Below are 24,319 nucleotides of genomic sequence, written 5' to 3' on the forward strand. Positions count from 1 at the left end.
GTCACCATGAGCACTGGCTCGCACACCACCGCCACCCGCCCGACGGTCGCCCGCACGTCGTCCCCCGCCGCCCACGGCAACGCGGCGCGCAACGACGTCGCTGCTGCTCCGGTCAAGCTGAGCAGCATCCGCAGGCAGTTCGTCGCCATGCTCGCAGGGTCGATGGCCCTCGCCCTCATCGTGACGGGCGTGAGCGTGTTCTACCTGGTCCAGGCCGACAGCCAGACGGGCATCATCGTCGTGGTCGCGGTCGCCGTCGTCTGCGGGCTCGTCCAGTGGGTCCAGGCGACGCGCACGGCGAGCGGTCTGCGCCGGTCGGTCGCCGGCCTGCGTGCTGCGCTCGGCGCGGTCGCGCAGGGCGACTTTACGGTGCCGGCTCCTGTCTACCGGCTCGACGAGCTCGGTCAGGCGGCCCAGGACCTCAACATCGCTCGCGAGTCGCTCGCGAACCTGATCGCGAACGTCGACGCGCAGGCCGGGACGCTCGGTGGCTCCGTGTCGGCCCTGACGGCGAGCGCGACCGCGGTCACGTCGGGCGTCCAGGAGACGTCCGCTCAGGCTGGCGTCGTCGCCGCTGCGGCGGAGCAGGTCTCACGCAACGTCGAGGCCGCTGCCGCCGGGGCTGAGGAGATGGGGGCGTCGATCCGTGAGATCGCGCAGAACGCCTCCGAGGCCGCGCGGGTCGCGCAGCAGGCGACGACCGTCGCGGCCACGACGACCGAGACGGTGTCCCGTCTGGGCGAGTCGAGCCAGGAGATCGGTGCGGTCGTCCGCGCGATCACGGGCGTCGCCGAGCAGACGAACCTCCTCGCGCTCAACGCGACGATCGAGGCCGCCCGCGCCGGCGAGGCCGGCAAGGGCTTCGCCGTCGTCGCGAGCGAGGTCAAGGACCTCGCCCAGGAGACGGCCCGTGCGACCGAGGACATCGCCCGCAAGGTCGAGGCGATCCAGAACGACACGGCCCAGGCTGTCGCGGCGATCGAGGAGATCTCCGGGATCATCGCGTCGATCAACGACTACCAGCTCACGATCGCGTCCGCGGTCGAGGAGCAGACGGCGACGACGAACGAGATGTCGCGCTCCGTCGCCGAGGCGGCGACCGGGTCGACCGAGATCGCGACGAACATCATCGGTGTCGCGTCGACCGCGAGCGCTGCCGAGACCGCCGCGCAGGAGGCCGGCTCGATCGTCGCTTCGCTCGGCGAGCTGACGGCCGCGCTGCGCAACGAGGTCGAGCACTTCACGCGCTGACCAGGTGTACCCGCGAAGGCGCGGGCCGGCCCGGGGAGGTCGGCCCGCGCCTTCGTCGTGCCTGCCTGGCGTGTCGGGAGAAGCCGCAGGTCAGGGCCACTAGCTGCGTGGTGAGCGACACACGATCGAATCGTTCCGGACGGGTGATCTGACTCATATCGCACGGCCCGCCACCGATGAGACTGGTGGGACGTCTGTCCCGGATCATCGAGACGGATCCATGGCCTCGCCAGGGTTTCGACGAGGAGAAGAAGCACGATGCGATCTGCACGGACAGCTGCGGCGGCCTTCATGGTCGCGGCGGTGGCGATGACCGCGGCCGGGTGCGCCGACGTCCAGGGGGACGACTCGTCCCTCGTGGGCGTGGCGATGCCGACGACCACCCTCCTGCGGTGGGTCGACGACGGCGAGGACGTCCAGGAGCAGCTCGAGAACCTCGGCTACGACGTCGACCTGCGGTACGCCGAGAACGACGTCGCGACCCAGGTCCAGCAGGTCGGCGAGATGATCGACGAGGGAGCGGACCTCCTCATCGTCGGCGCGATCGACGGCACGGCCCTCAAGGACCAGCTCGCGCGCGCGGCTGCCGCCGACATCCCGGTCGTCTCCTACGACCGCCTCATCCGCGACACCCCGGACATCGCGTACTACGCGACCTTCGACAACCTCGCCGTCGGCACGATGCAGGGTCACAGCCTCGCGCGCGCCGTCGGGCTCGAGGACGCCGAGGGCAACAAGATCGAGGGCGCGGGCCCGTTCACGCTCGAGCTGTTCGCCGGCTCACCCGACGACAACAACGCGACCGTCTTCTACGAGGGCGCGATGAGCGTCCTCGACCCCTACATCTCCGCGGGCGACCTCGTCGTCACGTCCGGCGAGAAGGACTTCGCGACGATCGCGACCGAGGGCTGGGACTCTGCCAAGAGCGGCGAGCGCATGGCCGCGCTCCTGACGGAGCACTACGCGGGCGGCAAGCGCCCGGACGCCGTGCTCGCGCCGAACGACGGCATCGCGATCTCGGTGATCGAGGCCATCAGGTCGCACGGCGCCCCGGCGGGCGTCGTCGTCACGGGGCAGGACGCCGAGCTCGCCTCGGTCAAGTCCATCGTCGCCGGCGAGCAGACCAGCACCATCTACAAGAACACCCAGCTCCTCGCCGAGGTGGCCGTCTCGATGGGACACGCGCTCCTCTCGGGCCGCGAGCCCGAGACGAACGACCTCACGAGCTACGACAACGGGGTGAAGGTCGTCCCGACGATGCTGCTCGCCCCCCAGCTGGTCACCCAGGACAACCTTGAGCGCGTGCTCGTCGAGTCGGGCGCGTTCACCGCGGAGGAGATCCGATGAGCACCGTCGACGTGAGCAACGAGCTGCACGGGGCGCAGCCGGAGCGACGCACCCGCGCCGCCTGGTTCTGGGACCGCCCGGTCGGCGTGAAGATCGCCGCCGCCATGGGTGTCCTCGCCGTCATCTTCAGCCTCGTGGGCGGTGCCGGTGCGCTGGCCCTCCTCAAGGCGGGCAGCGACATGAAGGAGATCAACGTCCTGTCCGGCGAGCTGCAGAAGGGCTTCGGCGACCTGCGCACCGCGCAGGACCGCAGCCATCTGCAGATCCGCCGCGCGGCGATCACGGCGTCGGAGGGCGAGCGCCAGCAGGTCCTCACCTCGACCGAGTGGAACGACCGTGAGGTCGACCGCCTGATCGGCGTCCTCGACGGGTACGAGCAGTCGCAGACGCAGCAGTGGGAGGACTTCAAGACGCGCTGGGCCGACTGGACGTCGTTCCGCGACTCGCAGGTGCGCCCCCTCGTCGAGGCGGGCGACGCCGAGGCGGCCGCCGCGCTCCTCGCGTCCGACGCCGCCGGGGACCCCGACCGTGCGGGCCGCGCCCTCGAGCTCGCGCAGGGCTCGGTCGAGTACCGCGTCGGCCAGGTCATGTCGGCGGCGACGTCGCGGATCAGCCTCACGATCGTCGCGCTGCTCGTCGGGTTCATCGTTGGTGCCGCGGTCGCGATCTCGCTCGCGGTCGTCGTCACGCGCCGCATCGTCCGTGACATCCAGGAGGTCGACGCGTCCGTCGGGGCCCTCGCGCAGGGCGACCTGACGCGTGCGGTCGACGTCAGCTCGAACGACGAGCTGGGCCGCATGGCCCGCTCGTACGACGTCGCGCAGCGTCACCTGCGCGAGGTCGTCAAGTCCGTCATCGAGGAGTCCGACGGCGTGACGGACGCCGTCTCGCAGCTCACCGCGGCCTCGACGCAGGTCGCCGCCGGTGCCGAGGAGACCTCCGCCCAGGCGGGCGTCGTCGCGGCCGCCGCCGAGCAGGTCTCGCGCAACGTCCAGGCCACCGCGGCCGGCTCCGAGGAGATGGGCTCGTCCATCCGCGAGATCTCCCAGAACACGAGCCAGGCGGCGCAGTTCGCGTCGACCGCCGTCGCGATGTCGAACGAGGCGTCGCGCACCGTCGGCGAGCTCGGCGAGTCGAGCCAGGAGATCGGTTCGGTCGTCAAGCTGATCACGTCGATCGCGGAGCAGACGAACCTGCTCGCGCTCAACGCGACGATCGAGGCAGCCCGCGCGGGCGACGCCGGCAAGGGCTTCGCCGTCGTCGCGAGCGAGGTCAAGGACCTCGCGGGCGAGTCCGCCCGCGCAGCCGAGGACGTCGCGCGCCGCATCGCCCAGGTGCAGACGCAGACCCAGTCCGCGGTCGCCGCGATCAGCGAGATCGTCACGATCATCGACTCGATCAGCGACTACCAGATGACGATCGCGTCCGCGGTCGAGGAGCAGACGGCGACGACGAACGAGATGGCGCGCTCGGTCACCGAGGCCGCCGCAGGCTCGGGCGAGATCGCCGCGAACATCACGGGCGTCGCGACCGCGGCCGAGCAGTCGGCCGCCGCGGTCTCGGAGATGACGGCGACCGTGAACGACCTCGCGACCATCTCGCAGCGTCTGCGCGAGCACGCCCACTCCTTCTCGGTGTGAGCCTCAGCGCGGGCGTCGTGCGACCGATAGGGGTCATGACGACGCGTGATCTCACGTGCACGCAGGGCGGGCCGGTGCGGCCCGCCCCGAGGCTCCCGGGCGACCGGGACGACAGGAGGAACAGCTGATGGCGATCAGGGTTCTCGTGGTCGACGACTCTGTCGTGATCCGTCGGCTCGTCGTCCAGGCGCTCGAGAGCGACCCGGCCATCGAGGTCGCCGGCACCGCGGCGAACGGCCAGCTCGCGCTGAGCAAGTTCGAGCAGCTGCGTCCCGACGTCGTCACGATGGACGTCGAGATGCCGCAGATGAACGGTGTCGAGGCCGTCCGGGCGCTGCGCGCCAAGGGTGTCCGCGTCCCGATCATCATGTTCTCGACGCTGACGGCGCGCGGTGCGACCGCGACGCTCGACGCGCTCGCCGCGGGCGCGACGGACTACGTCACGAAGCCGGCGAACGTCGGCTCCGTCCAGGAGAGCCTCAAGCAGGTCGCCGAGCAGCTCGGCCCGAAGATCCGGGCGCTCGCGCCGCGGTCGCTGCGCAGCTCGCTGCCCGCGGCCCGGCGAGGCGCCCCGGCGGGGACGCCCGAGCCGGTCGTCCGCAAGGCCGCGACGCTGCCGAAGGCGACCGCGCACCCCGTGCGCGCCGTCGTCGTCGGCTCCTCGACCGGAGGGCCCGAGGCCCTCTCGCGGCTCGTGTCGGGTCTCCAGGCGCCGCTGCCCGTGCCGGTGTTCGTCGTGCAGCACATGCCGCCGGTGTTCACGGCGCAGCTCGCGGCGCGCCTCGACCGCATGGGCCCCTCCACCGTCGTCGAGGCAACCGACGGGATGGTGCCGCGCGCCGGGACCATCTACGTCGCCCCGGGCGACTGGCACATGGTCCTCGCGGGCCGCTCGGCGAACACGCAGATCAAGCTGCACCAGGAACCGCCCGTGAACTTCTGCCGGCCCAGCGTCGACGTGATGTTCCAGTCCGTCCTCGCCTGCTACGGCAAGGACATCCTCGGCGTCGTGCTCACGGGCATGGGGTCGGACGGCAAGGTCGCCTCGGGCGAGATCGTCCAGGCCGGCGGCACCGTCATCTCGCAGGACGAGCAGACCTCGGTCGTGTGGGGCATGCCGGGAGCCGTCGCCGCCGCAGGCGCGACGCACCGGATCCTGCCGATCGACGAGATCGCCCAAGCGATCACCGCGCGGGTCACCCGCGCAGACCAGTTCATCGAAGGGAGGACGGCATGACGCTCACATCCGAGAGCTTTTCGTTCGTCGCCGACCTCGTGCGGCGCAGGAGCGCCATCAGCCTTGCCCCGGGCAAGGAGTACCTGGTGGAGTCGCGGCTGCTGCCGCTGGCCCGCCGGACGGGCAAGTCGGTCGACCAGTACATCGCCGACCTGCGGCACCGGACGGACATCGACGAGCAGGAGCTCGTCGTCGAGGCCATGACCACGAACGAGACGTCGTGGTTCCGAGACATGCAGCCGTTCACCGCGCTCACGAACCACATCGTGCCGAGCCTCCTCGAGGGACGGATCCTGCCGACCCTGAGGATCTGGTCCGCCGCGTGCTCGACCGGGCAGGAGCCGTACTCGATCGCGCTCACGCTCGACGAGGTGCTGCCGCCGTCCGTGCGCGCGGAGATCACCGCGACCGACCTGTCGAGCGAGGTGCTCGAGAAGGCGAGGTCCGGCTCGTACACACAGCTCGAGGTCAACCGTGGCCTGCCCGCGAAGTACCTCGTGCAGCACTTCACGCGCGTCGGCGCCCAGTGGGAGATCAGCAAGGACCTGCGCTCGCGCGTGAAGTTCCTCAAGCACAACCTGCTCAACGCCCCGCCGACCGGTGGGCCGTTCGACATCGTGTTCCTCCGCAACGTGCTCATCTACTTCGAGCTGCCCGTCAAGCAAGACATCCTGCGCCGCCTGCGCAGCGTCGTCCGCCCCGGCGGCTACCTGGTCCTCGGCGCCGCCGAGACCACCGTCGGCGTCGACGACACGTGGGAACGAATTCAGGTCGACCGAAGCTCCATCTACCGCCTGGGAACAGGGAGAGACTCATGAAGGCCCTTGTCATCGACGACTCGCGCACGATGCGCCGGATCGTCTCCTCCGTGCTCCGAGGTATCGGGTACGAGGCGATCGAAGCCGGTGACGGGCAGGAAGCCCTCGATGCGCTCGAGGCGACCGACGGCGTCGTCCTGTGCTGCATCGACTGGAACATGCCCGTCATGGATGGCCTGACGTTCGTCACGAAGGTGCGCGAGCGCGCCGAGTGGCGCGACATCACCCTCATGATGGTCACGACGGAGGGCGAGCACGCGCAGATCGTGCGGGCGCTCGCCGCCGGCGCGCACGAGTACCTGATCAAACCGTTCACCCCGGACGCGCTCCGGGACAAGCTGGAGCTGCTTGGTCTGCTCCCCGTCCAGGAGGTCCGATGAGCGCCCTCGACACCACCCTGATCGCTGACCCTGCACAGATCCTGGGCGTCGCCCAGGACGTCTTCGCCGCGCTGATCGACGACGGCGAGGTGCTCGTCCACGAGGGCGTCGCGCCCGAGTCGTTCGCGAACCCCGTGACGGCCTGGGTCGACATGCGGCGTGCTGACTCGTCCCACGGCGTGCGTACCATGGTGCGGGCGGAAGAGGCAGACGCCCACCTGGTCGTCCGTGCCCTGCTGCGCATGGAGCCCGACGAGCCGGTGGGCGAGGAGGACCTCGTCGACGCGTTCGGTGAGATCGCGAACGTCGTCGGCGGCAACCTCAAGTCGCTGCTGCCCGAGCACGCCGAGCTGACGCTGCCGACCGTGGCCGCCGAGCCGCCCGTGCTCGCTCACGAGATGATGGTGGCGCAGACTCCGCTCGCGTGGCGAGGTGCGTGCTTCGTCATCTCGCTGTGGATGCTGGTCTGAGAGGAAGAGGTTCATGGAGCTGAACGTTCTCGTCGCTGACGACAGCCGCGTCATGCGGCAGATCGTCATCCGGACGCTGCGCCAGGCCGGGTACGACGACTGGCAGATCAGCCAGGCGTCGGACGGCCAGGAGGCGCTCGAGATGGCGCTCGCCGAGCAGCCCGACCTGATCCTGTCCGACTGGAACATGCCGCGGATGACCGGCATCCAGCTGCTGCAGGCCCTGCGCGCCCAGGGCAGCGACATCCCGCTGGGGTTCGTGACGTCCGAAGGGTCCGCCGAGATGCGCGAGCAGGCGGACGCCGAGGGGGCGCTGTTCCTCGTGGCCAAGCCGTTCACGCCTGAGGCGTTCCGCGACGCGATCGACCCGTTGCTCGCATGAACGGCACCCCGCTCCCCGCAGCGCTCGAGGTCCGTGAGCTCCTCGAGGGCCTCGTCGGTCGTGACTTCGACACCAAGACGGGCGGCCCGATGGTCGACCCGGCGAAGGGCGCGTGCGTCGCCGAGTACGTCGACGACCAGATGCAGCTCGCTGCGATCGTCGCCGCGGACATCGGCCTCGCTTCGGCTGCCGGTTCCGCGATCGGCCTGATCCCGGCGAAGGAGGTCGAGGCCTCCATCAAGTACAAGGAGATGTCCGCGGCCCAGATCGAGAACTTCTCCGAGATCCTCAACGTCATGGCGTCGCTCTTCAACGCCGACGGTGCTCCGCACCTGCGCCTGACGAACGTCACGCCTCCCGGGCAGGCTGTGCCGGGGGACGTCCAGAAGCTGCTCATGGCGTACGTCCCACGACTCGACGTGACGATGGAGATCCCGGGCTACGGCGGCGGCGCGCTGTCCGTGGTCGTCGCCCCGGACTGATCCGGAGCGTCAGCGCCAGCACCTCGGCTGACCGCGACGCCACGGCCCTCGCGCCGAGGCCTCGCGGCGGCCGCCTCTCTCGTGGGCCGTGGGCGGCGGTGCGCCCAGCAGGTGGGAGGACGCCGCATGAACTTGCGCTCCCGTGGGAATATGCGCGCATGACTTCCTCCCCCTCCACGTCGACGGCGCCGAGGGGCGCTGTCGACCGGTTCTTCAAGATCACCGAGCGCGGTTCGACGATCGCCGCCGAGGTCCGCGGCGGCCTGGTCACGTTCTTCGCGATGGCCTACATCGTGGCTCTCAACCCGTTGATCATCGGCACGGTCCAGGACGGCACCGGCCAGTTCCTCGGCGGCGGCGCAGCGCCCGACCTGGCCAAGGTCGCGGCGGTCACCGCGCTCGCGGCGGGCGTGCTGACGATCCTCATGGGCCTCGTGGCGAACTTCCCGATGGCGCTCGCCGCAGGCCTCGGCCTCAACGCGGTCGTCGCCTTCCAGATCGCCGCGATGCCCGAGATGACCTGGGCCGACGCGATGGGCGTCGTCGTCCTCGAGGGCCTCGTCATCCTGATCCTGGTCCTCACCGGCTTCCGCACCGCGGTCTTCCGCGCGGTGCCGCGCACCCTCAAGGTCGCGATCTCGGTCGGCATCGGCCTGTTCATCACGCTCATCGGTCTCGTCAACGCAGGCTTCGTCCGCAAGGCGCCGAGCGGCGTCGCGCTCGAGCTCGGTATCGGCGGCTCGCTGCAGACGTGGCCGGTCCTCGTGTTCGTCGTCGGCCTGGTCATCGCGATCGTCCTGACGGTCCGCGGTGTGCGCGGCGCGCTGCTCATCGCGATCGTCGCGGGCACCGTCCTCGCGTTCGTCGTCGAGGCGGTCGCGAAGCTCGGGTCGTCCGTCGACAACCCCAAGGGCTGGAACCTCAACGTGCCGGGCCTCGACGGTTCTCCGGTCGCGGTGCCGGACTTCTCGCTGCTCGGCCAGTTCTCGCTGTTCGGCTCGTTCGGCAAGCTCGGCGTCGTCGCCGTGCTGCTCCTCGTCTTCTCGCTGCTCCTCGCGGACTTCTTCGACACGATGGGCACGATGGTCGCCGTCGGCTCCGAGGCCAAGCTGCTCGACGCCGAGGGCAACCCGCCCAAGGCCACGCAGATCCTCGTCGTCGACTCCGTCGCCGCCGCGGTCGGCGGCATGGCGTCCGCGTCGTCGAACACGAGCTACGTCGAGTCGACGTCGGGTGTCGCGGCCGGTGCCCGCACGGGGCTCGCGTCCGTCGTCACGGGTGTGTGCTTCCTGCTCTCGACGTTCCTCGCGCCCGTCGTCCAGCTCATCCCGAACGAGGCGGCCGCGCCCGCGCTCGTGATCGTCGGCTACCTGATGATGACCCAGGTCCTCGACATCGACTGGAAGGCGCCGGAGATCGCGATCCCCGCGTTCCTCACGCTCGCGGTCATGCCGTTCTCCTACTCGATCACCGCGGGCATCGGCGTCGGCTTCATCGCCTACGTCGTCGTCCGCCTCGCGAAGGGGCAGGCGAGCAAGATCCACCCGCTCATGTGGGTCGCGTCGCTCATGTTCGTCGCGTACTTCGCGATCGAGCCCCTGCAGGCCCTCTTCGGCTAGGCTTCCTGGTTGACGTCCTGCGGCCCCGTACGCTTGAAGCGTGCGGGGCCGCAGGTCTTTGGTGACGCGGCTCGGGAAGGGGCTCGATGTACCGCCTGACGAACGCGGTGAAGTACTACGACTGGGGGTCGACGTCGGCGATCCCTGCTTTCTTGGGCACCGAGCCCGACGGGCGCCCGGTCGCAGAGGTGTGGATGGGCGCGCACCCTTCCTCGCCGTCGTGGGCGGGCGGCCGGAGCCTCGTCGAGATGATCGAGTCGGACCCGGAGCGGATGCTCGGCGAGCGCGTCGCGCGCGAGCACGGCGTGCGCCTGCCGTTCCTCTTCAAGATCCTCGCCGCGTCGCGCCCGTTGTCGCTGCAGGTGCACCCGAACCGGGAGCAGGCCGCTGCGGGGTTCGCGCGTGAGAACGCGGCGCAGACGCCGCTCACGGCTCCCGAGCGCAGCTTTCACGACGATCAGCACAAGCCGGAGATGATCCTCGCGCTCACGCGCTTCGAAGGGCTGTGCGGGTTCCGCAGCCCTCGCCGTGTGCTCGAGCTGCTCGAGCCGCTCGGGGGGCCGCTCGCGGAGATGATCCGGGGTGCGCTGCTGGCCGATTCCTCGTCTCTCGGGACGCAGGCAGCGTTCGAGGCGGTCCTCGCGGCTCGCGGCACGGTGAGTCCTGAGGACATCGAGGAGACGGTCAAGGGTTGCGAGTCGCAGCTCCTCACGGGGTTCGGCGACCATCGTGCGTACGGGACGGTGGTCGCGCTCGCGCACTGGTACCCGGGCGACCCGGGGGCGGTCGCGTCGCTCATGCTCAACCGCTTCACGCTCGAGCCGGGGGAGAGCGCGTTCGTCGGTGCCGGCGTCGTGCACGCCTACCTCGCGGGGCTGGGCCTCGAGACGATGGCGAGCTCGGACAACGTGCTGCGGGCAGGCCTGACGACGAAGAAGATCGACGTCGCGGCGCTGCTCGAGTGCACGGTGTACGACGACGGTCCGGTCGTGCGCCCTGCTCCCGTCCCGGGGAGGAGCGGTCAGCCTGCGACGATCCGCGCGGATGCGCGGGAGTTCGCGCTCGCGCTCGCCGCGCCTGCGCGCGGCGGGCCGCAGTACGTGACGCAGGACGGTCCGCGCGTCGCCGTGTGCACGAGGGGTTCGCTCGGTCTGCGTGCTGCCGACGGGTCGGAGCTCGCGCTGACGAAGGGCGAGTCGGTGTTCGTGCCGCACGCGGCGGGGCGTCTCGAGCTGCGTGGTGACGGGGAGGCGGTCGTCGTCTTCGTTCCGTGAGCCGGCCTGGGGTGGTCTTCGCGGGCGGCGGTGTGAGGTCGGGGCGAGTGCGAGGCGAGCCCGGGGAGGGGCGCCCTACGTTGGACGCATGGTGCGAGGCAGGTGGGGGCGTCGGCGTGTGCTGACGGTGGTGGCGTTGACGATGGCGGGGCTCCTCGTCGTGGGGGCGGGGATCGTCGCGGGTGCCGTCCTGTGGGCGGACAGCCGGATCGAGCGCATCGGTGACCCGTTCGCGGAGCTCGACGACGCGCAGCGGCCGACGGTGCCGCCGGAGGTCGCGCAGGGCGACGAGACGCCGCTCAACTTCCTGGTGCTCGGCTCGGACTCGCGCATCTCGGCAGGAGACCCTGAGGACTGGGTGGTCGGGGCGCAGCGCACGGACGCGATCATGGTCGTGCACGTCGCCGCTGACCGGCGGGACGTGACGGTCGTCGGTATCCCGCGCGACTCGTGGGTGCCGATCCCTGGGCACGGCGAGGCGAAGATCAACGCGGCCTACTCGTGGGGCGGGCCGGCGCTGATGATCCGCACGGTGGAGCAGCTGCTGGACGTGCGCATCGACCACTTCGCGGTCGCAGACTTCGAGTCGTTCAAGGACCTGACGGATGCGCTCGGTGGCGTCCAGGTGTCCGTGCCGGAGGACACGTTCTCCCGGGGCAAGCTCGTCGTGGAGGCGGGCGACCAGCGGCTCGACGGGGAGCAGGCGCTCGCCTACACGAGGCAGCGGTACGGCCTGCCTGGTGGGGACCTCGACCGGATGAAGCGGCAGCAGGCGTGGATGCGGTCGATCGTGCAGGAGGCGGCGACGACCGGGACGCTGACGAACCCGGTGCGGCTCGCGAACCTCGTCGAGATCGTCACGGGCGCGGTGGCGGTCGACGACGAGCTCGACCGGGGTGCGCTGCTGTCGCTCGCGACGAGCCTGAGGCACCTGCGGGGCGACGACGTGGCGCTGCTGACGGTGCCGCTCGCGGGCTTCGGGTGGAGCCCTGACGGGAAGCAGTCGATCGTCGAGCTGGACCACGGGGGGCTCGAGCTGCTCGCCGAGACGATCGCGGACGACACGGTGGACGTCTACGTCCGGGACAACGCCGAGGAGCTCAACCTCCTGGGAGACGTCGTCCGGTAGCGCCAGGCGCAGGTCTTAGTGACGCAGACCCCTCTGTCTTTACCTCAGGTAATGAACTAAGGTAACGATCTGTGGGTATGGACGACGAGTGCAGCAAGCCGAAGCGACGCGGGACCTCTCAGGCCTCGCTCGGACGTGACCTCGCGGCAGCCCTGACCAAGGTCAACCGTCGGATGCGCGCCACCCGAGGCGAGCAGTCGCTCTCGGAGGGCCAGCTCGGCGTCCTGACCGCGCTCGACCGTCACGGGTCGATGTCGCCTGGCGCGCTCGCGGACCACGAGCACGTGCGCCCGCCGGCGATGACCCGCACCGTCGCGCACCTCACCGAGCTGGGGTTCGTGACGAAGGTCGACCACCCGACGGACCGCCGCCAGGTGCTCGTCGAGCTGAACGACGGGGGCCGCGCGGTGATCCGCGAGGTCCGCCGCCGGCGCGACCAGTGGTTGACCCAGCAGCTCGGTGCACTCACCCCGGACGAGCGGGCCCTTCTCGCAGACGCTACGAAACTGATGACACGGATCGCCAACGCATGAGCCAGACCTTCGCCTCCCTCAAGTTCTTCAACTACCGCGTGTGGTTCGTCGCCGCACTCGTCGCCAACATCGGCACCTGGATGCAGCGCGTCGCCCAGGACTGGCTGGTGCTCACCGACCTGTCGGACAGCTCCGGCGTCGCTGTCGGCATCGTGACCGCGCTGCAGTTCGCTCCCGCCCTCGTGCTGTCCCCGTGGGCGGGCGTGCTCGCTGACCGCCTCGACAACCGCCGTCTGCTCATGGTCACGCAGGGCGCGCAGGGTGTTCTCGCTCTTGCCCTCGGTGGCCTCGTCCTGAGCGGCCGTGCCGAGCTGTGGCACGTGTACATACTTGCGACGCTCCTGGGCGTCGCGACCGCCTTCGACGGTCCGGCCCGGCAGACGTTCGTCACGTCGATGGTCCCTGACTCCGGGCTGCCGAACGCCGTCGCGCTGAACTCTGCGTCGTTCAACGCGGCCCGCATGATCGGCCCTGGTGTCGCCGGCCTGCTGATCGCCGCCGTGGGCGGCACCGGCTGGGTGTTCGTCATCAACGGGGTGTCCTTCGCTGCGACGATCGGCGCCATGATGCTCATGCGCCGCTCCGAGCTGCGCCCCCGGCCGCGCGTCGAGCGCGCGAAGGGCCAGCTGCGCGCAGGCGTCGCCTACGTGCGGCACCGTTCCGACATCCTCGTCATCATGATCGTCGCGGGCGTCGTGTCGTCGCTCGGCCTCAACTTCCAGCTCACGTCCGCGCTCATGGCCACGACCGTGTTCGGCAAGGGGGCGGGCGAGTACGGGATGCTCGGCTCGATCCTTGCGATCGGCTCGCTCGGCGGGGCGCTCATGGCGGCGCGGCGCAAGCGTCCGCGCGTGCGCCTGGTCATCGGGGCGGCCTTCGCGTTCGGCCTCGCGGCCGGCGCCATGTCCCTCATGCCGACCTACACGACGTTCGCGATCACGTCGATCGTCGTCGGGTTCTGCACGCTGACGATGCTCACGTCGGCGAACGCTGCGATCCAGGTCAGCACCGACCCCGCGTTCCGTGGCCGCGTCATGTCGCTCTACATGATGGTGCTCATGGGCTCGACTCCGCTCGGGTCGCCGCTCGTCGGCTGGATCGGCGAGACGTTCGGTGCACGCTGGTCGATCGGCGTGGGCGCGATCGCGTCGCTCGTCGTGGCCGTCGGCGCTCTCCTCTGGACGCGCAAGCACTGGAACTTCGAGCTGCGCTACCGGGTGCGGTCCCGCCCCCACGTCCAGGTGCGGTACCTGTCGCCGGTCCCCGACCATGACTCGCGCGCTGCTGTGGCCGGCTCTGAGGCGGACGAGCAGGCGCGGGACACGGCGACGGCCGCGTAGGCATGAAGGCTCACCGTGTCTCGTGCGCGCTCTGTTCTGGATTAATCTGAGGCCCGATACCCACGATCCCTTAGGAGGATGGCGTGCGCTTCTCGCTCGTCACGGCCGTCTATAACGTCGAGAGCTACCTCGACGAGTTCATCGCGTCGTTGGAGGCGCAGACGATCCCGCATGGCGAGCTGGAGGTCATCGCTGTCGACGACGGATCGAGCGACGGTTCGGCTGAACGGCTCGAGCGCTGGGCGAGGGAGGGGACCTTCGACGTCAGGGTGATCCGTAAGGAGAACGGCGGGCAGGGTTCCGCGCGCAATGCCGGCATCCCGCTGGCGAGGGGCGAGTGGGTGACGTTCATCGATCCGGACGACACTGTCAACCCCGAGTACTTCGAGCATGTGAGCCGCTTCGTCGACGATCACCCGACAACCGAGCTTGTCGCGACGAACCGGCTCGTACACATGGAGAAGTCGGGCCGGATCACCGCGACCCACCCGCTGAAGGCGCACTTTGCTTACGGAGCGGAGCTGCTCGACCTCGACCTCCGAGCGGACAGGTTCTTCGGGAGCGTGCCCGCTGCCTTCATGCGAACCGGCAGGCTACATGCAAGTCGCCTGACGTTCGACGAGCGCATCAGGCCGAACTTCGAGGACGGCCACTTCGTCATCCACTACCTGCTTGGCTGTGAGCGGCCGCTCGTCGGGTTCTTGCCAGAAGCCAAGTACTACTACCGCAAGAGAGCAACGGGCACCTCGTCCATGCAGTCGAGTCTCGCTGACCCGCGCCGGTTCACGGACGTCATGGAGTTCGGGTATCTTGACGTGCTTCGGGCGGGAACAGCAGACGGCGAGCGTTACGCTCGTCCCTGGATCCAGACCTACGTGTTGTACGAGCTCAGCTGGGTCCTCAAGTCGGAGGACGCCATCGCGTCGCAGAGTGCCGGGGTGCTGCGGGAGCTCGCGGACGAGTTCGTGGGCCATCTCCGCAGCCTTCTCCAGCATCTTGACCCTGCCGTGATCAAGACCTACTCCACGACAGCGTTCGCGTCGCATTGGCGTGCACTTCTGCTCCATGGTCTCTCGGACACGAGATGGCACGACGAGTTCGTCGTCGTCCGCCAGACCGAGCTCTTTCCACGCCGCGTCAAGTTCTCGTACAGGTACGTCGGCGAGCAGCCGACCGAGGTAGTGCGACACCGCGGCGCCGTTGTCGAGCCGGAGGTCGCGAAGACCCGCAGCATCTCGTTCTTTGGCCGCACGATGCTGTACGAGCGCATCTTCTGGGTCAAGGCGCGTGGCGAGATCATGATCGAGCTTAACGGACGCGTCGTCGAGCAGCGGGGCAACTACGAGAACGCGCGGACTTTCGCGAACAGTCCGATGCAGGCGGGCCGGCTTATCAAGGCCCTTGCTCCAGTGGGGGACGCGGCCAGGCGCACACCAGCGAAGCGGAGGGCGGTGCGGAGGGAGGAGCGTAAGAAGGCGCGCGAGCGTCGCCTCGCCGATTCGAGGATCGTGAGGAGACTGTTCGGCAACGCATGGGTGCTCATGGACCGCATCACTGATGCGGATGACTCCGCGGAGATCCTGTTCAGGTACTTGCGCGCGAAGCGTCGCGATATCAACGCTTGGTTCGTCGTTGCCAAAGACTCGCCTGACTTCGCGCGACTTCGACGTGAGGGGTACAAGCGCGTCGTTGCGCACGGCTCCCTGGCGTGGCGACTGCTCATGTGTAATGCGGACCACATGATCTCGAGTCACATCGATCGTCCGATCGTCAATCCTCCCCAGCTTCGTGGGCTCGTCTCCCCCGAGCGGTGGCGGTTCACCTTCCTGCAGCACGGCGTTATCAAGGACGACATCAGTCGGTGGCTCAACGGGAAGCCCATCGACCTATTTGTAACAAGTACGCAGGACGAATTCGACTCGATCGTTCAGGACGGGTCGCCATACGTCTTCACGTCTCGAGAGGTGAGGCTCACGGAGCTGCCGCGCTTCGACCGGCTCCGCGCGATCGCTGGACAACTCCACGACGAGGAGAAGGACCTCGTCCTCGTGGCTCCGACGTGGCGTCAGTGGCTCGCGCCGCTGCTGGGGCGCGACGCAGGCGAAGGCGACCGGACCTTCGACGAGTTCGCCGAGACCGAGTTCGCTCGAAACTGGCTGGGGCTCGTCCGTTCGCAGCGGGTGGCAGTTGCGTGCCGCGAGGCCGGGGTGCGCATCGGCTTGCTCCCGCATCCCAACATGGCGCGTCTTATGCGAAACGTTGATCTCCCTGACCACGTCGAGCGGCTCGCGTACGACGGAGGCTCGATCCAGCGCACGTTTGCGAGGGCGCGGGTGCTCGTGACGGATCATTCGTCCACGGCATTCAATGCGGCGTATCTCGAGCGGCCTGTCGTCTATTTCCACTTCGATGCGGATCGGGTGCTCCGTGGCGCTCATCAGGGCCGCCCAGGCTATTTCGACTATGAGCGTGACGGATTCGGCCCCGTGGTCCTCGATCTTGCTGCGGCTGAGGATGCGATTGTCTCGCTGTTGCGTGACGGTGTGCCCGCCGAGTACGAGCAACGCCTCGCGAGGGCATTCCCGTATCGCGATGGTAGGGCCTCTGCACGCATCGTCAAGGCGATCGAAAAGCTACCCCGCCGTGTCCGATCAACGATGGGGGTGAATGAGGCGTTCGAGTTGGGGAGGCTCTCGCGGTGAAGTTGCCGAGCAGAGGCCTCCGCTCTACCTTGGCGTCCTTGTTCCGAGCACCGCCGCGCAGGAGCCCCGGTGCGACAGAGGCAGGACCACTGCTCAGTGTGATCGTGCCGTTCTACAACGTGGAGAGTTTCCTCGCCGAGGCCGTCGGGTCGTTGCGCGCGCAGACGTACGACAACCTCGAGGTGCTCCTCGTGGACGACGGCTCGACGGACGGCTCGCTCGCCCTCGCCCGCTCTCTCACCGCGGACGACCCGCGTTTCACGGTGCTCGAGGTGCCGCACGGTGGCCAGGGCGCGGCGCGCAACCACGCGCTCGCGCGGTCGCAGGGTGAGTACGTGACGTTCATGGATGCTGACGACGTCGTCCCGTCCGACGCTTATGCCGCGATGGTCGGTTCGCTCGAGGCGTCCGGCTCCGACATGGCGCTCGGCAACGTCGAGCGGTTCGACTCGGAGCGGGCGTGGGTCCCGGGTTGGGCTCGTGCGGTCCACCGCGCAGACGTGCGGGGCACGACGCTCGCCGACATGCCGGAGGCGATGCGAGACATCCTCGCGTGCAACCGCGTCTATCGGCGCTCGTTCTGGGACAAGCGGGTGCAGGCGTTTCCCGAGGGCATGGTCTTCGAGGATCACGTCCCGATGCTCAGGGCGCTGCTGGGCGGCTCGCGCTTCGACGTGCTCGCGCAGGTGACGTACCGCTGGCGTCGGCGGGAGGACCGAGGGTCGTCGAGCCAGCCGAAGGACGAGCTCGCGAACCTCGCTGACCGTGCGCGCGCCAAGGCCGAGGCGTGGAAGGTCCTTGAGGCTGAAGGGACGGAGGAGGAGCAGGGCCTCTGGCTCGCTCGCGTGCTCGACCTCGATCTCTCGCCCTACCTGGCCCACGGTGGGACGGCGTCCGACGAGTACCGGGACCTCCTCGCCACGACCGCCGCGCGGTACCTCGAGCTGGCTGAAGGGTCGGAGTCCTTCAGGCTCCGCTGGAGTGGTCGTGTCCGCGCCCATCGGCGTCTTGCCCTCTGGTATGCGGCGCACCGTGACTGGCCGGCCCTGGCTTCTCTGACCGACGACCTCGAGCGGCGCCGGCCGCCTCTGCTCACCCGATCCGACGGCTCGGCGGCACGAGGCCTCGTTGTTGCTGACCCGGGGCGTATCGTCCTCGCGCCGCCACTGCCGGACTGGCTCGCGACGATGCTCCCGACCGAACCATCGACCTTTGTCGTGACCCGTCTTGCATGGGACGAGGGTGCGCTTCTCGTCCGTGGCACGCTCCGCGTCCCAGGCGTCTCCGTCGGGCCGGAGTCGGTCTCCCTGACGCTGTCATCCGGTTCCGATGCGCTGGTGCGGGTCGCTGCGCCAGCACTCGCGGTGGCCCGACGACGTGTCGACGCGCCCCGCACGGGCTCGGAGCTCGACGTGCTCGTCCGGGTGCCGCGCGAACAGCTCGCGCGCGCCCTGCGGGACCAGGTCGAGGTGCATGTCGGGGCACACGCCGACCTCGCGGCGGGTGTCACGGTGGACGTGCGGATCGTGCCCGGCACGGGCACGCGCGCGCCGCGCCCGACCCCTGACCTCGTGGGCCCGGTGAGCATCACGCCCGTCGTCTCGGAGGCAGGAGGATTCGTCCTTCGCCAGGCACGGGCTCTCGTCATCGTGGACGACGTCACCGTCCTCGACGGTCGCCTGCGGTTAGCGTTCACGGCAACCGACGAGGTGACTCGACCGCGGTTCGGGTCGAGCGTGGCACTCCTACCGGGCGACGGCGCGTGGACGGTCGCGATGCCGACCGTTGCCGCCCTGGCGGCGGATGCGCCGCTCGAGGTGACGGTGGGTGAGCAAGACCTGAGACCGCTCGCCCGCGCCGCAGTGGGTCGCCGTCTGCCGCGAGGGGTCGCGCGCGCGTCGCGCGGGACGCTCCACGCGATTCCCGGACCGCGTCTGCTGCTCACCGAGGTCCGGACGACCGATTCGATGATCGAGCTCGAGCTCGCCGAGGCGGGGCTTGCTGACGTGCCCGCGGGGTCACGCTGGGTCGCGGTGCGCCGTGAGCCCGGCGGCGAGGTCGGGCTCGAGATAACGGCATCGTCACCGCATGTCGTGAGGTTCGACGTCCCGCACTCCGAGGAGGAGGACGGTGACGTCGCGCCGAGCGTGACGAGTGTCCGGCTCCAGCTCGTCGAGCCCGGGGGGCCTCCGGTATCCCTGCGGGTCCACGACAGAGTGCTCGACGCACAGCCCTTCCTCGCGCCGACACATGCCTATGACGTCCGCGTCCTCGTGCGCGCCGACGCACTTGAGCTGCGTATCGAGCACCTGATGCTCCGAAGGGCACGCGACGCGACGACAGGCCGCTAGAGTCGGCGCGTGACCAAGCCTGAGCACCTGCACCGCATCGACTCGGTGAAGTTCGTCGCGGTCGTCATGGTCGTCGCCATTCATGCCTCCTGGTACATGTACACATCGGAGCAGCGGTCGTTCTGGACGTACGACGTCTACCGCGGCGCGCTCGACATCGCCGTCCCCATATTTCTTGTGCTCTCCGGGTACTTCCTCGCACGCAAGGACGCACGCGGGATCGTCGCGTGGTCGGCGAAGGTCCTCATGCTCTACCTGGTTGCGACCGGCATCTATGTCGTGGTCGATGTGGTGCGCGTCGTGACGGACAGGCTGTTCCTTGACCGGGGGCTTCGCAGCGGCCTGCGATCGGTCGTGAAGGACTGGAGCATGAGCACCTTCGTCCGGGGTGACTTGGCGGAGGTTCATCTCTGGTACCTCGTGGCATGTGCGGCCGCGGGGCTGCTGCTTGCTCTCATGCGTTCCCGTGGTGCGTCGGCGGGCACGATGCTCGCGGTCGGCGGGGCTGTCTGGGTGGTGTCGCTCAGCGGGTTCGTCGACCTGTCGGCGCTTGTGGTCTCCGGAGGCTTCCCGCGAGCGCTCGTGTTCCTCGCGCTCGGGGTCTTCATAGCGGAACGTTCGATCCAGGGCTCGTGGCGCCACGTCGCTGTCATGGCGGGGGCCCTGGCGGTGTACACGCTCCTGCGCTATCTCGGTGCGGGGAGCGCGAAGGACCTGCTCATCTTGGTGGCTGCCTACGCGCTCGGCGCCTACGCGGTGCGAGCGGGCACCCGCCCGTCGGTGCTCTCGAGACTCGGGGGGGCGGGCGTCCACCGTCTACATCCTCCACATGATGTTCATCTCTGCGACGACCCGGGCCGTGCAGTACGCGGGGCTCGACTTCGACACGATGCGTGACGAGCCGTGGTTCACGGCGGCGCTGGTGGTGATTGCGACCGTCCTGTCGCTCGCACTGCACCGTCCGTTCGAGAACTTCGTGGTTCAGCCTGCTGCGAGGCTGTCGCAGCAGCTCGTTCCTGCTGTGCGTTGACTGCTTGGCGCGAAGCGGGCCGGAATGGGCGAGGTGACACTTATGAGGGGGGCGACGACGCGACGAGTGGAGCAAGATCCAATGGAGACCGGGTGGAGGCGGCACGCGTGCGGGGAGTTCTCGTGGAACATCGCAGCGCCAGGTGTAATGAGGCGATGGCGCCTACTCGGCGCCGTGCCCGAGGAGCGTTCGACATGGCATTTGCGCGAGGGCTCACGCCCCGTCGAGCAGCCCCAGCAGGTACGCCCCATAACCCGACTTCTCGAGCTCGCGGCCGCGCTCCGCGAGCTGGTCGTCCGTGAGGAACCCGCGCCGCCATGCGATCTCCTCAGGCGCGCCGATCTTCATACCCTGCCGGTTCTCGATCGTGCGGACGAAGTCGGAGGCTTCGAGCAGGGAGTCGAACGTGCCCGTGTCGAGCCACGCCGTGCCTCGAGGCAGCACCGCGACCTGGAGGCGCCCTTGGCGCAGGTACTCCTTGTTGACGTCCGTGATCTCGTACTCTCCGCGCGCCGACGGCTCGAGGGCCTTGGCGATCTCGACGACGTCGTTGTCGTAGAAATACAGTCCCGGAACCGCGTACGAGCTCTTCGGCACGGCCGGCTTCTCCTCGAGAGAGATCGCCCGGCAGTCGTCGTCGAACTCGACGACGCCGTACGCCGACGGGTTCGCGACCCGATACGCGAAGACCGCCCCGCCCTCGACGTCCGTGTACGCCTGCAGCTGGTCGCCTAGGCCGTGCCCGTAGAAGATGTTGTCGCCCAGCACGAGCGCGCACTTCTCGGCACCGATGAAGTCCTCGCCCAGCACGAACGCCTGCGCGAGGCCGTTCGGCTCGGCCTGCACCGTGTATTGGATCGAGATGCCGAACTGCGACCCGTCACCGAGGAGGCGCTGGAACTGATCGGCGTCGTGCGGCGTCGTGATGACGAGCACGTCGCGGATGCCCGCGAGCAGGAGAGTCGACAGCGGGTAGTAGATCATCGGCTTGTCGTACACGGGGACCAGCTGCTTGCTGACGCCGAGGGTGATCGGGTGGAGCCGTGTGCCTGAGCCGCCAGCCAGGATGATTCCGCGCATGCCGACCATAATGCCGTACGAGCAGGTCCAGCCGCACTCACCCGACGCAGCCCGTCGGGTGGCTGGCGCCTGCCGGCGCTAGCGAGCGCCCCGCCTCTCAGCCGCGCAGCCGCTCCACGACGTAGTCCACGGCCTGGGTGAGGCGCGCGACGTCGTCGGGCTCGACGGCGGGGAAGACGCCGACGCGCAGCTGGTTGCGGCCGAGCTTGCGGTACGGGAAGACGTCGAGGACGCCGTTGTCGCGCAGCGCGGCGACGACGGCGGTCGCGTCGATCGCGTCGTCGAGGTCGATCGTCGCGACGACGTTCGAGCGCGCGGCGGGATCGGTCACGAACGGCGTCGCCCAGTCGCGGGACTCCGCCCAGTCGTAGAGGGCCGCGGCGGAGCGCGAGCAGCGCTCGGCCGACCACGCGAGACCGCCCTGAGCGTTCAGCCACTCGACCTGCTCGGCGAGCATGACGAGCGTCGCTACGGCGGGGGTGTTGAGCGTCTGTTCGAGGCGCGAGTTGTCGACCGCGATCTTGAGGGACAGGATCTCCGGGATCCACCGCTCGGCGGCGAGCCGCTCGGCGCGCTCGACGGCGTCGGGGGAGAGGATCGCGAGCCACAGGCCGCCGTCGGACGCGAAGACCTTCTGCGGCGCGAAGTAGTAGACGTCGGTCTGCGACACGTCGACGGCGAGGCCGCCGGCGCCGGACGTCGCGTCGATCGCGACGAGCGAGCCCTCCGATCCCTCGGGCCGGACTACGGGAGCCATCGCGCCCGTCGACGTCTCGTTGTGCGGCCACGCGTAGAGGTCGACGTCGTCGCGCACCTCGGGCAGGACGACGGTGCCCGGCTCGGCCGTGCGGACGAGCGAGTCGGCAAGGAATGGCGCGGCCGACGTCGCCTTGGCGAACTTGGAGGAGAACTCGCCGAAGGCGGCGTGCGACGCGCGGTCCTCGACGAGCGAGAACGTGGCGACGTCCCAGAAGGCCGTCGCGCCACCGTTGCCGAGCGCGACCTCGTAACCGTCGGGGAGGTCGAACAGCTCTGCAAGGCCTGTGCGTACCCGGCGGACGACGTCCTTGACCGGCGCCTGCCGGTGCGACGTGCCGAGGAGCGAGCGCCCGGCCGCGGCGAGGGCCGCGACCTGCTCGTCACGGACCTTCGAGGGGCCTGAGCCGAAGCGGCCGTCAGCGGGAAGGAGCTCGGTGGGGATCTGGATCGTCTCGGGCACCCTCCGAGGATAGCGGCGAGGCTCGTGCTGACACCCCGTTCGCCTAAACTGTGGCGGGACACCGACAACAGGAGGCTGGGTAGCGTGAGCGACCTCATCGACACCACCGAGATGTATCTCCGGACTATCTACGAGCTGGCCGAAGAGGGCATCGTGCCGCTCCGCGCCCGCATCGCGGAGCGCCTCGGGCACTCGGGGCCGACGGTCTCCCAAACTGTGGCGCGCATGGAGCGTGACGGGCTCGTCGTCGTCTCGGGCGACCGGCACCTCGAGCTGACCGAGGTCGGCCACGCGAAGGCGATGCGCGTCATGCGCAAGCACCGTCTCGCGGAGCGTCTCCTCACCGACGTCATCGGTCTCGACTGGGAGTACGTCCACGACGAGGCCTGCCGCTGGGAGCACGTCATGAGCGACCGCGTGGAGATGCGCCTCCTCGACCTTCTCGACCGCCCGACCCACTCGCCCTACGGCAACCCGATCCCGGGGCTGGGCGAGCTCGGGGACGAACGTCCCGAGCAGGGCTTCCTCGAGGGCGTGGTCTCTCTCACGGTCGTCAGCGGCACCCTGGCCGACGGCGAGAGCCGCACCGTGCAGGTCGCCCGGCTGGGTGAACCGCTGCAGACAGACGTCGTGCTGCTGGGGCGTCTCGCGTCCGCCGGCGTCGTGCCCGGTGGCACTGTCGAGCTGACGTCGACGGGCCGTGACCTCACCGTCACGGCGGAGGGCAAGGACACCATCCTGGAGCTCCCCGCAGAGGTCTCACGGCACATCTTCGTGGCTGCCTGACGGGCGTCCGAACCCCTCGGAAAATTGTCGTGACCGGAGCGTGACATTTCTTCACCCGATGGGGTACCTTCGATCTGGCTTCAACCGGAACCCCGGTAGAGGCTCACCCGCAGACGCCGAGCTCTGCCACTGCGGGTGACGCACCAAGACCGCTGGCAGAGGCGGGGGAACCACCAACGGCTCCAGCACCACCGGAGCCTTGGGGTGAAGTCGGCCGGTTCGCCGGTCGGCCGGGCAGCTCTCTAGCCCGAACCCGACAGCTAACTTCGTAGGCGTTCATGGAGAGGCACTACCACGTGACGATCAGCACGACTCGCGCAAAGCACCGCGCGGCCCGTCGCCCCATCAGCCAGGTCATCGTCGACGCGGCGGGGGACAACCTCAGCACCGCGGGGAAGCGCACCGTCGCCGTCGCCGCGACCTCCGGACTCCTCGTCTCGATGCTCGGCACCTCTGCCAGCGCCGCCACCGACTCCAAGGTGTCGATCGGCACGGCAGATGTCTCGGCTCTCACGTCGCAGGCTCGCGCGCAGCTGCAGGCGGCCCCCGCTGTCACGGTCGCCGACGCGTCGTGGTCCGTCTCGGCCGCCAAGGTCAAGCCGGTCAAGGTCAAGCCGGCCCCCGAGGTCCGCCAGACCGTCGAGGCTCCCCGCGTCAACGAGGCCGCTTCCCGCAGCCAGGCGCGCACCGCCGTCGAGAACAACAACAGCCAGGCGGCCCCGAAGGCCGAGAAGAAGACCGCGCCTCCCGCTGCGGCTTCCGGCTCCGCGGTCATCGAGATCGCGTCCCGCTACGTCGGCGTCCCGTACGTCTACGGCGGCACGACGCCGAACGGCTTCGACTGCTCCGGCTTCACGAGCTACGTGTACGCGCAGCTCGGCATCAACCTCCCGCGCAGCTCGGGTGCCCAGCGCTCGGTCGGCACGGTCGTCCCGCGCAGCCAGGCCAAGCCAGGCGACCTCATCTGGACCCCCGGTCACGTGGCGATCTACGCCGGTGGCAACACCCAGATCGACGCCCCGCGCCCGGGCAAGACGATCCAGTTCCGCAAGATCTGGCAGTCGAACCCGACGTTCATCCGCATCGGCTGAGCATCGAGACAGCTCGACGAAGGCCCGGACCGCACCTGACGGTCCGGGCCTTTGTCATGCCCGGCGTGCAACCGGCGCCCGCTAGCGCCGGGCCCGACCCGCGCGGCCCGATATCAGGGGTGAGACCCGCGCCCAGCAGGGCATAGGCGTGGTGATGA

At 69.4% G+C, this 24,319-nt stretch carries 22 protein-coding genes and 1 riboswitch; of the genes, 20 read left to right on the forward strand and 2 right to left on the reverse strand.

The features are described 5' to 3' along the window. Positions 1-6: 6 nt before the first annotated feature. From ATL41_RS10880 to ATL41_RS13200, 18 genes are all read left to right on the forward strand, one after another. The gene (locus ATL41_RS10880) at positions 7-1,251 is read left to right on the forward strand and encodes a methyl-accepting chemotaxis protein (protein WP_098458492.1); all 1,245 of its coding nucleotides are present in this window, start codon (positions 7-9) and stop codon (positions 1,249-1,251) included. Positions 1,252-1,509: 258 nt separating this feature from the next. Beyond that, positions 1,510-2,598 (forward strand): substrate-binding domain-containing protein, encoded by a 1,089-nt coding sequence (locus ATL41_RS10885; RefSeq protein ID WP_098458493.1) that lies wholly within the window; start codon positions 1,510-1,512, stop codon positions 2,596-2,598. Further along, on the forward strand, positions 2,595-4,238 hold the full coding sequence (locus ATL41_RS10890; protein WP_098458494.1) for a HAMP domain-containing methyl-accepting chemotaxis protein: 1,644 nt from the start codon (positions 2,595-2,597) through the stop codon (positions 4,236-4,238). The genes ATL41_RS10885 and ATL41_RS10890 overlap by 4 nt, the downstream gene beginning before the upstream one ends. Positions 4,239-4,365: 127 nt before the next feature. Further along, on the forward strand, positions 4,366-5,475 hold the full coding sequence (locus ATL41_RS10895; RefSeq protein WP_219810392.1) for a protein-glutamate methylesterase/protein-glutamine glutaminase: 1,110 nt from the start codon (positions 4,366-4,368) through the stop codon (positions 5,473-5,475). Further along, positions 5,472-6,293: a CheR family methyltransferase gene (locus ATL41_RS10900; protein WP_098458495.1), complete on the forward strand. Its 822-nt coding sequence runs from the start codon at positions 5,472-5,474 to the stop codon at positions 6,291-6,293. The genes ATL41_RS10895 and ATL41_RS10900 overlap by 4 nt, the downstream gene beginning before the upstream one ends. Further along, positions 6,290-6,673, forward strand: a complete 384-nt coding sequence (locus ATL41_RS10905) for a response regulator (RefSeq protein WP_098458496.1) — start codon at positions 6,290-6,292, stop codon at positions 6,671-6,673. The genes ATL41_RS10900 and ATL41_RS10905 overlap by 4 nt, the downstream gene beginning before the upstream one ends. Continuing rightward, positions 6,670-7,143: a chemotaxis protein CheX gene (locus ATL41_RS10910; protein WP_098458497.1), complete on the forward strand. Its 474-nt coding sequence runs from the start codon at positions 6,670-6,672 to the stop codon at positions 7,141-7,143. The genes ATL41_RS10905 and ATL41_RS10910 overlap by 4 nt, the downstream gene beginning before the upstream one ends. A 13-nt stretch (positions 7,144-7,156) precedes the next feature. Continuing rightward, positions 7,157-7,525, forward strand: coding sequence for a response regulator (locus ATL41_RS10915; RefSeq protein WP_219810393.1), 369 nt, complete (start codon positions 7,157-7,159; stop codon positions 7,523-7,525). Further along, positions 7,522-8,007 (forward strand): hypothetical protein, encoded by a 486-nt coding sequence (locus tag ATL41_RS10920; RefSeq protein ID WP_098458498.1) that lies wholly within the window; start codon positions 7,522-7,524, stop codon positions 8,005-8,007. The genes ATL41_RS10915 and ATL41_RS10920 overlap by 4 nt, the downstream gene beginning before the upstream one ends. A 158-nt stretch (positions 8,008-8,165) precedes the next feature. Beyond that, the gene (locus tag ATL41_RS10925; RefSeq protein ID WP_098458499.1) at positions 8,166-9,626 is read left to right on the forward strand and encodes an NCS2 family permease; all 1,461 of its coding nucleotides are present in this window, start codon (positions 8,166-8,168) and stop codon (positions 9,624-9,626) included. An 86-nt stretch (positions 9,627-9,712) separates the two neighbouring features. Next, the gene (manA, locus tag ATL41_RS10930) at positions 9,713-10,900 is read left to right on the forward strand and encodes a mannose-6-phosphate isomerase, class I (RefSeq protein ID WP_098458500.1); all 1,188 of its coding nucleotides are present in this window, start codon (positions 9,713-9,715) and stop codon (positions 10,898-10,900) included. 88 nt (positions 10,901-10,988) lie between these two features. Beyond that, entirely contained in the window at positions 10,989-12,029 is a 1,041-nt protein-coding gene (locus ATL41_RS10935) for an LCP family protein (protein ID WP_245854780.1), read from the forward strand. A 77-nt stretch (positions 12,030-12,106) separates the two neighbouring features. Then, positions 12,107-12,562: a MarR family winged helix-turn-helix transcriptional regulator gene (locus tag ATL41_RS10940; RefSeq protein ID WP_098458501.1), complete on the forward strand. Its 456-nt coding sequence runs from the start codon at positions 12,107-12,109 to the stop codon at positions 12,560-12,562. After that, positions 12,559-13,902, forward strand: a complete 1,344-nt coding sequence (locus ATL41_RS10945; RefSeq protein WP_098458502.1) for an MFS transporter — start codon at positions 12,559-12,561, stop codon at positions 13,900-13,902. Before ATL41_RS10940 ends, ATL41_RS10945 begins: the two co-directional genes overlap by 4 nt. Positions 13,903-13,985: 83 nt before the next feature. Then, a complete protein-coding gene (locus tag ATL41_RS10950; RefSeq protein WP_098458503.1) occupies positions 13,986-16,604 on the forward strand; it encodes a bifunctional glycosyltransferase/CDP-glycerol:glycerophosphate glycerophosphotransferase in 2,619 nt (872 codons plus the stop codon). A gap of 104 nt (positions 16,605-16,708) precedes the next feature. Next, a complete protein-coding gene (locus ATL41_RS10955) occupies positions 16,709-18,955 on the forward strand; it encodes a glycosyltransferase family 2 protein (RefSeq protein ID WP_169924559.1) in 2,247 nt (748 codons plus the stop codon). A gap of 9 nt (positions 18,956-18,964) precedes the next feature. Then, complete coding sequence (locus ATL41_RS10960; protein WP_098458505.1) at positions 18,965-19,852, forward strand: acyltransferase family protein; 888 nt, start codon at positions 18,965-18,967, stop codon at positions 19,850-19,852. After that, entirely contained in the window at positions 19,845-19,985 is a 141-nt protein-coding gene (locus tag ATL41_RS13200; protein ID WP_169924560.1) for a hypothetical protein, read from the forward strand. The genes ATL41_RS10960 and ATL41_RS13200 overlap by 8 nt, the downstream gene beginning before the upstream one ends. Before the next feature lie 213 nt (positions 19,986-20,198). Here the strand turns inward: ATL41_RS13200 and rfbA are convergent, their stop codons facing one another. Beyond that, positions 20,199-21,065, reverse strand: a complete 867-nt coding sequence (rfbA, locus tag ATL41_RS10965; protein ID WP_098459065.1) for a glucose-1-phosphate thymidylyltransferase RfbA — start codon at positions 21,063-21,065, stop codon at positions 20,199-20,201. A gap of 97 nt (positions 21,066-21,162) precedes the next feature. After that, complete coding sequence (serC, locus tag ATL41_RS10970) at positions 21,163-22,284, reverse strand: phosphoserine transaminase (protein ID WP_219810394.1); 1,122 nt, start codon at positions 22,282-22,284, stop codon at positions 21,163-21,165. An 84-nt stretch (positions 22,285-22,368) separates the two neighbouring features. Here serC and ATL41_RS10975 point away from each other — a divergent pair, with 84 nt between their 5' ends. Together ATL41_RS10975 and ATL41_RS10980 are read left to right on the forward strand one after the other, a co-directional pair. Then, the gene (locus ATL41_RS10975; RefSeq protein ID WP_098458506.1) at positions 22,369-23,070 is read left to right on the forward strand and encodes an iron-dependent transcriptional repressor DtxR; all 702 of its coding nucleotides are present in this window, start codon (positions 22,369-22,371) and stop codon (positions 23,068-23,070) included. 140 nt (positions 23,071-23,210) lie between these two features. Next, a riboswitch (cyclic di-AMP (ydaO/yuaA leader) is annotated at positions 23,211-23,361 on the forward strand. Continuing rightward, entirely contained in the window at positions 23,349-24,161 is an 813-nt protein-coding gene (locus tag ATL41_RS10980; protein ID WP_098458507.1) for a C40 family peptidase, read from the forward strand. (Overlaps the previous riboswitch by 13 nt.) Positions 24,162-24,319 lie beyond the last annotated feature (158 nt).

The sequence above is a fragment of the Flavimobilis soli genome, from assembly GCF_002564025.1.
Taxonomy (GTDB): Bacteria; Actinomycetota; Actinomycetes; order Actinomycetales; family Cellulomonadaceae; genus Flavimobilis; species Flavimobilis soli.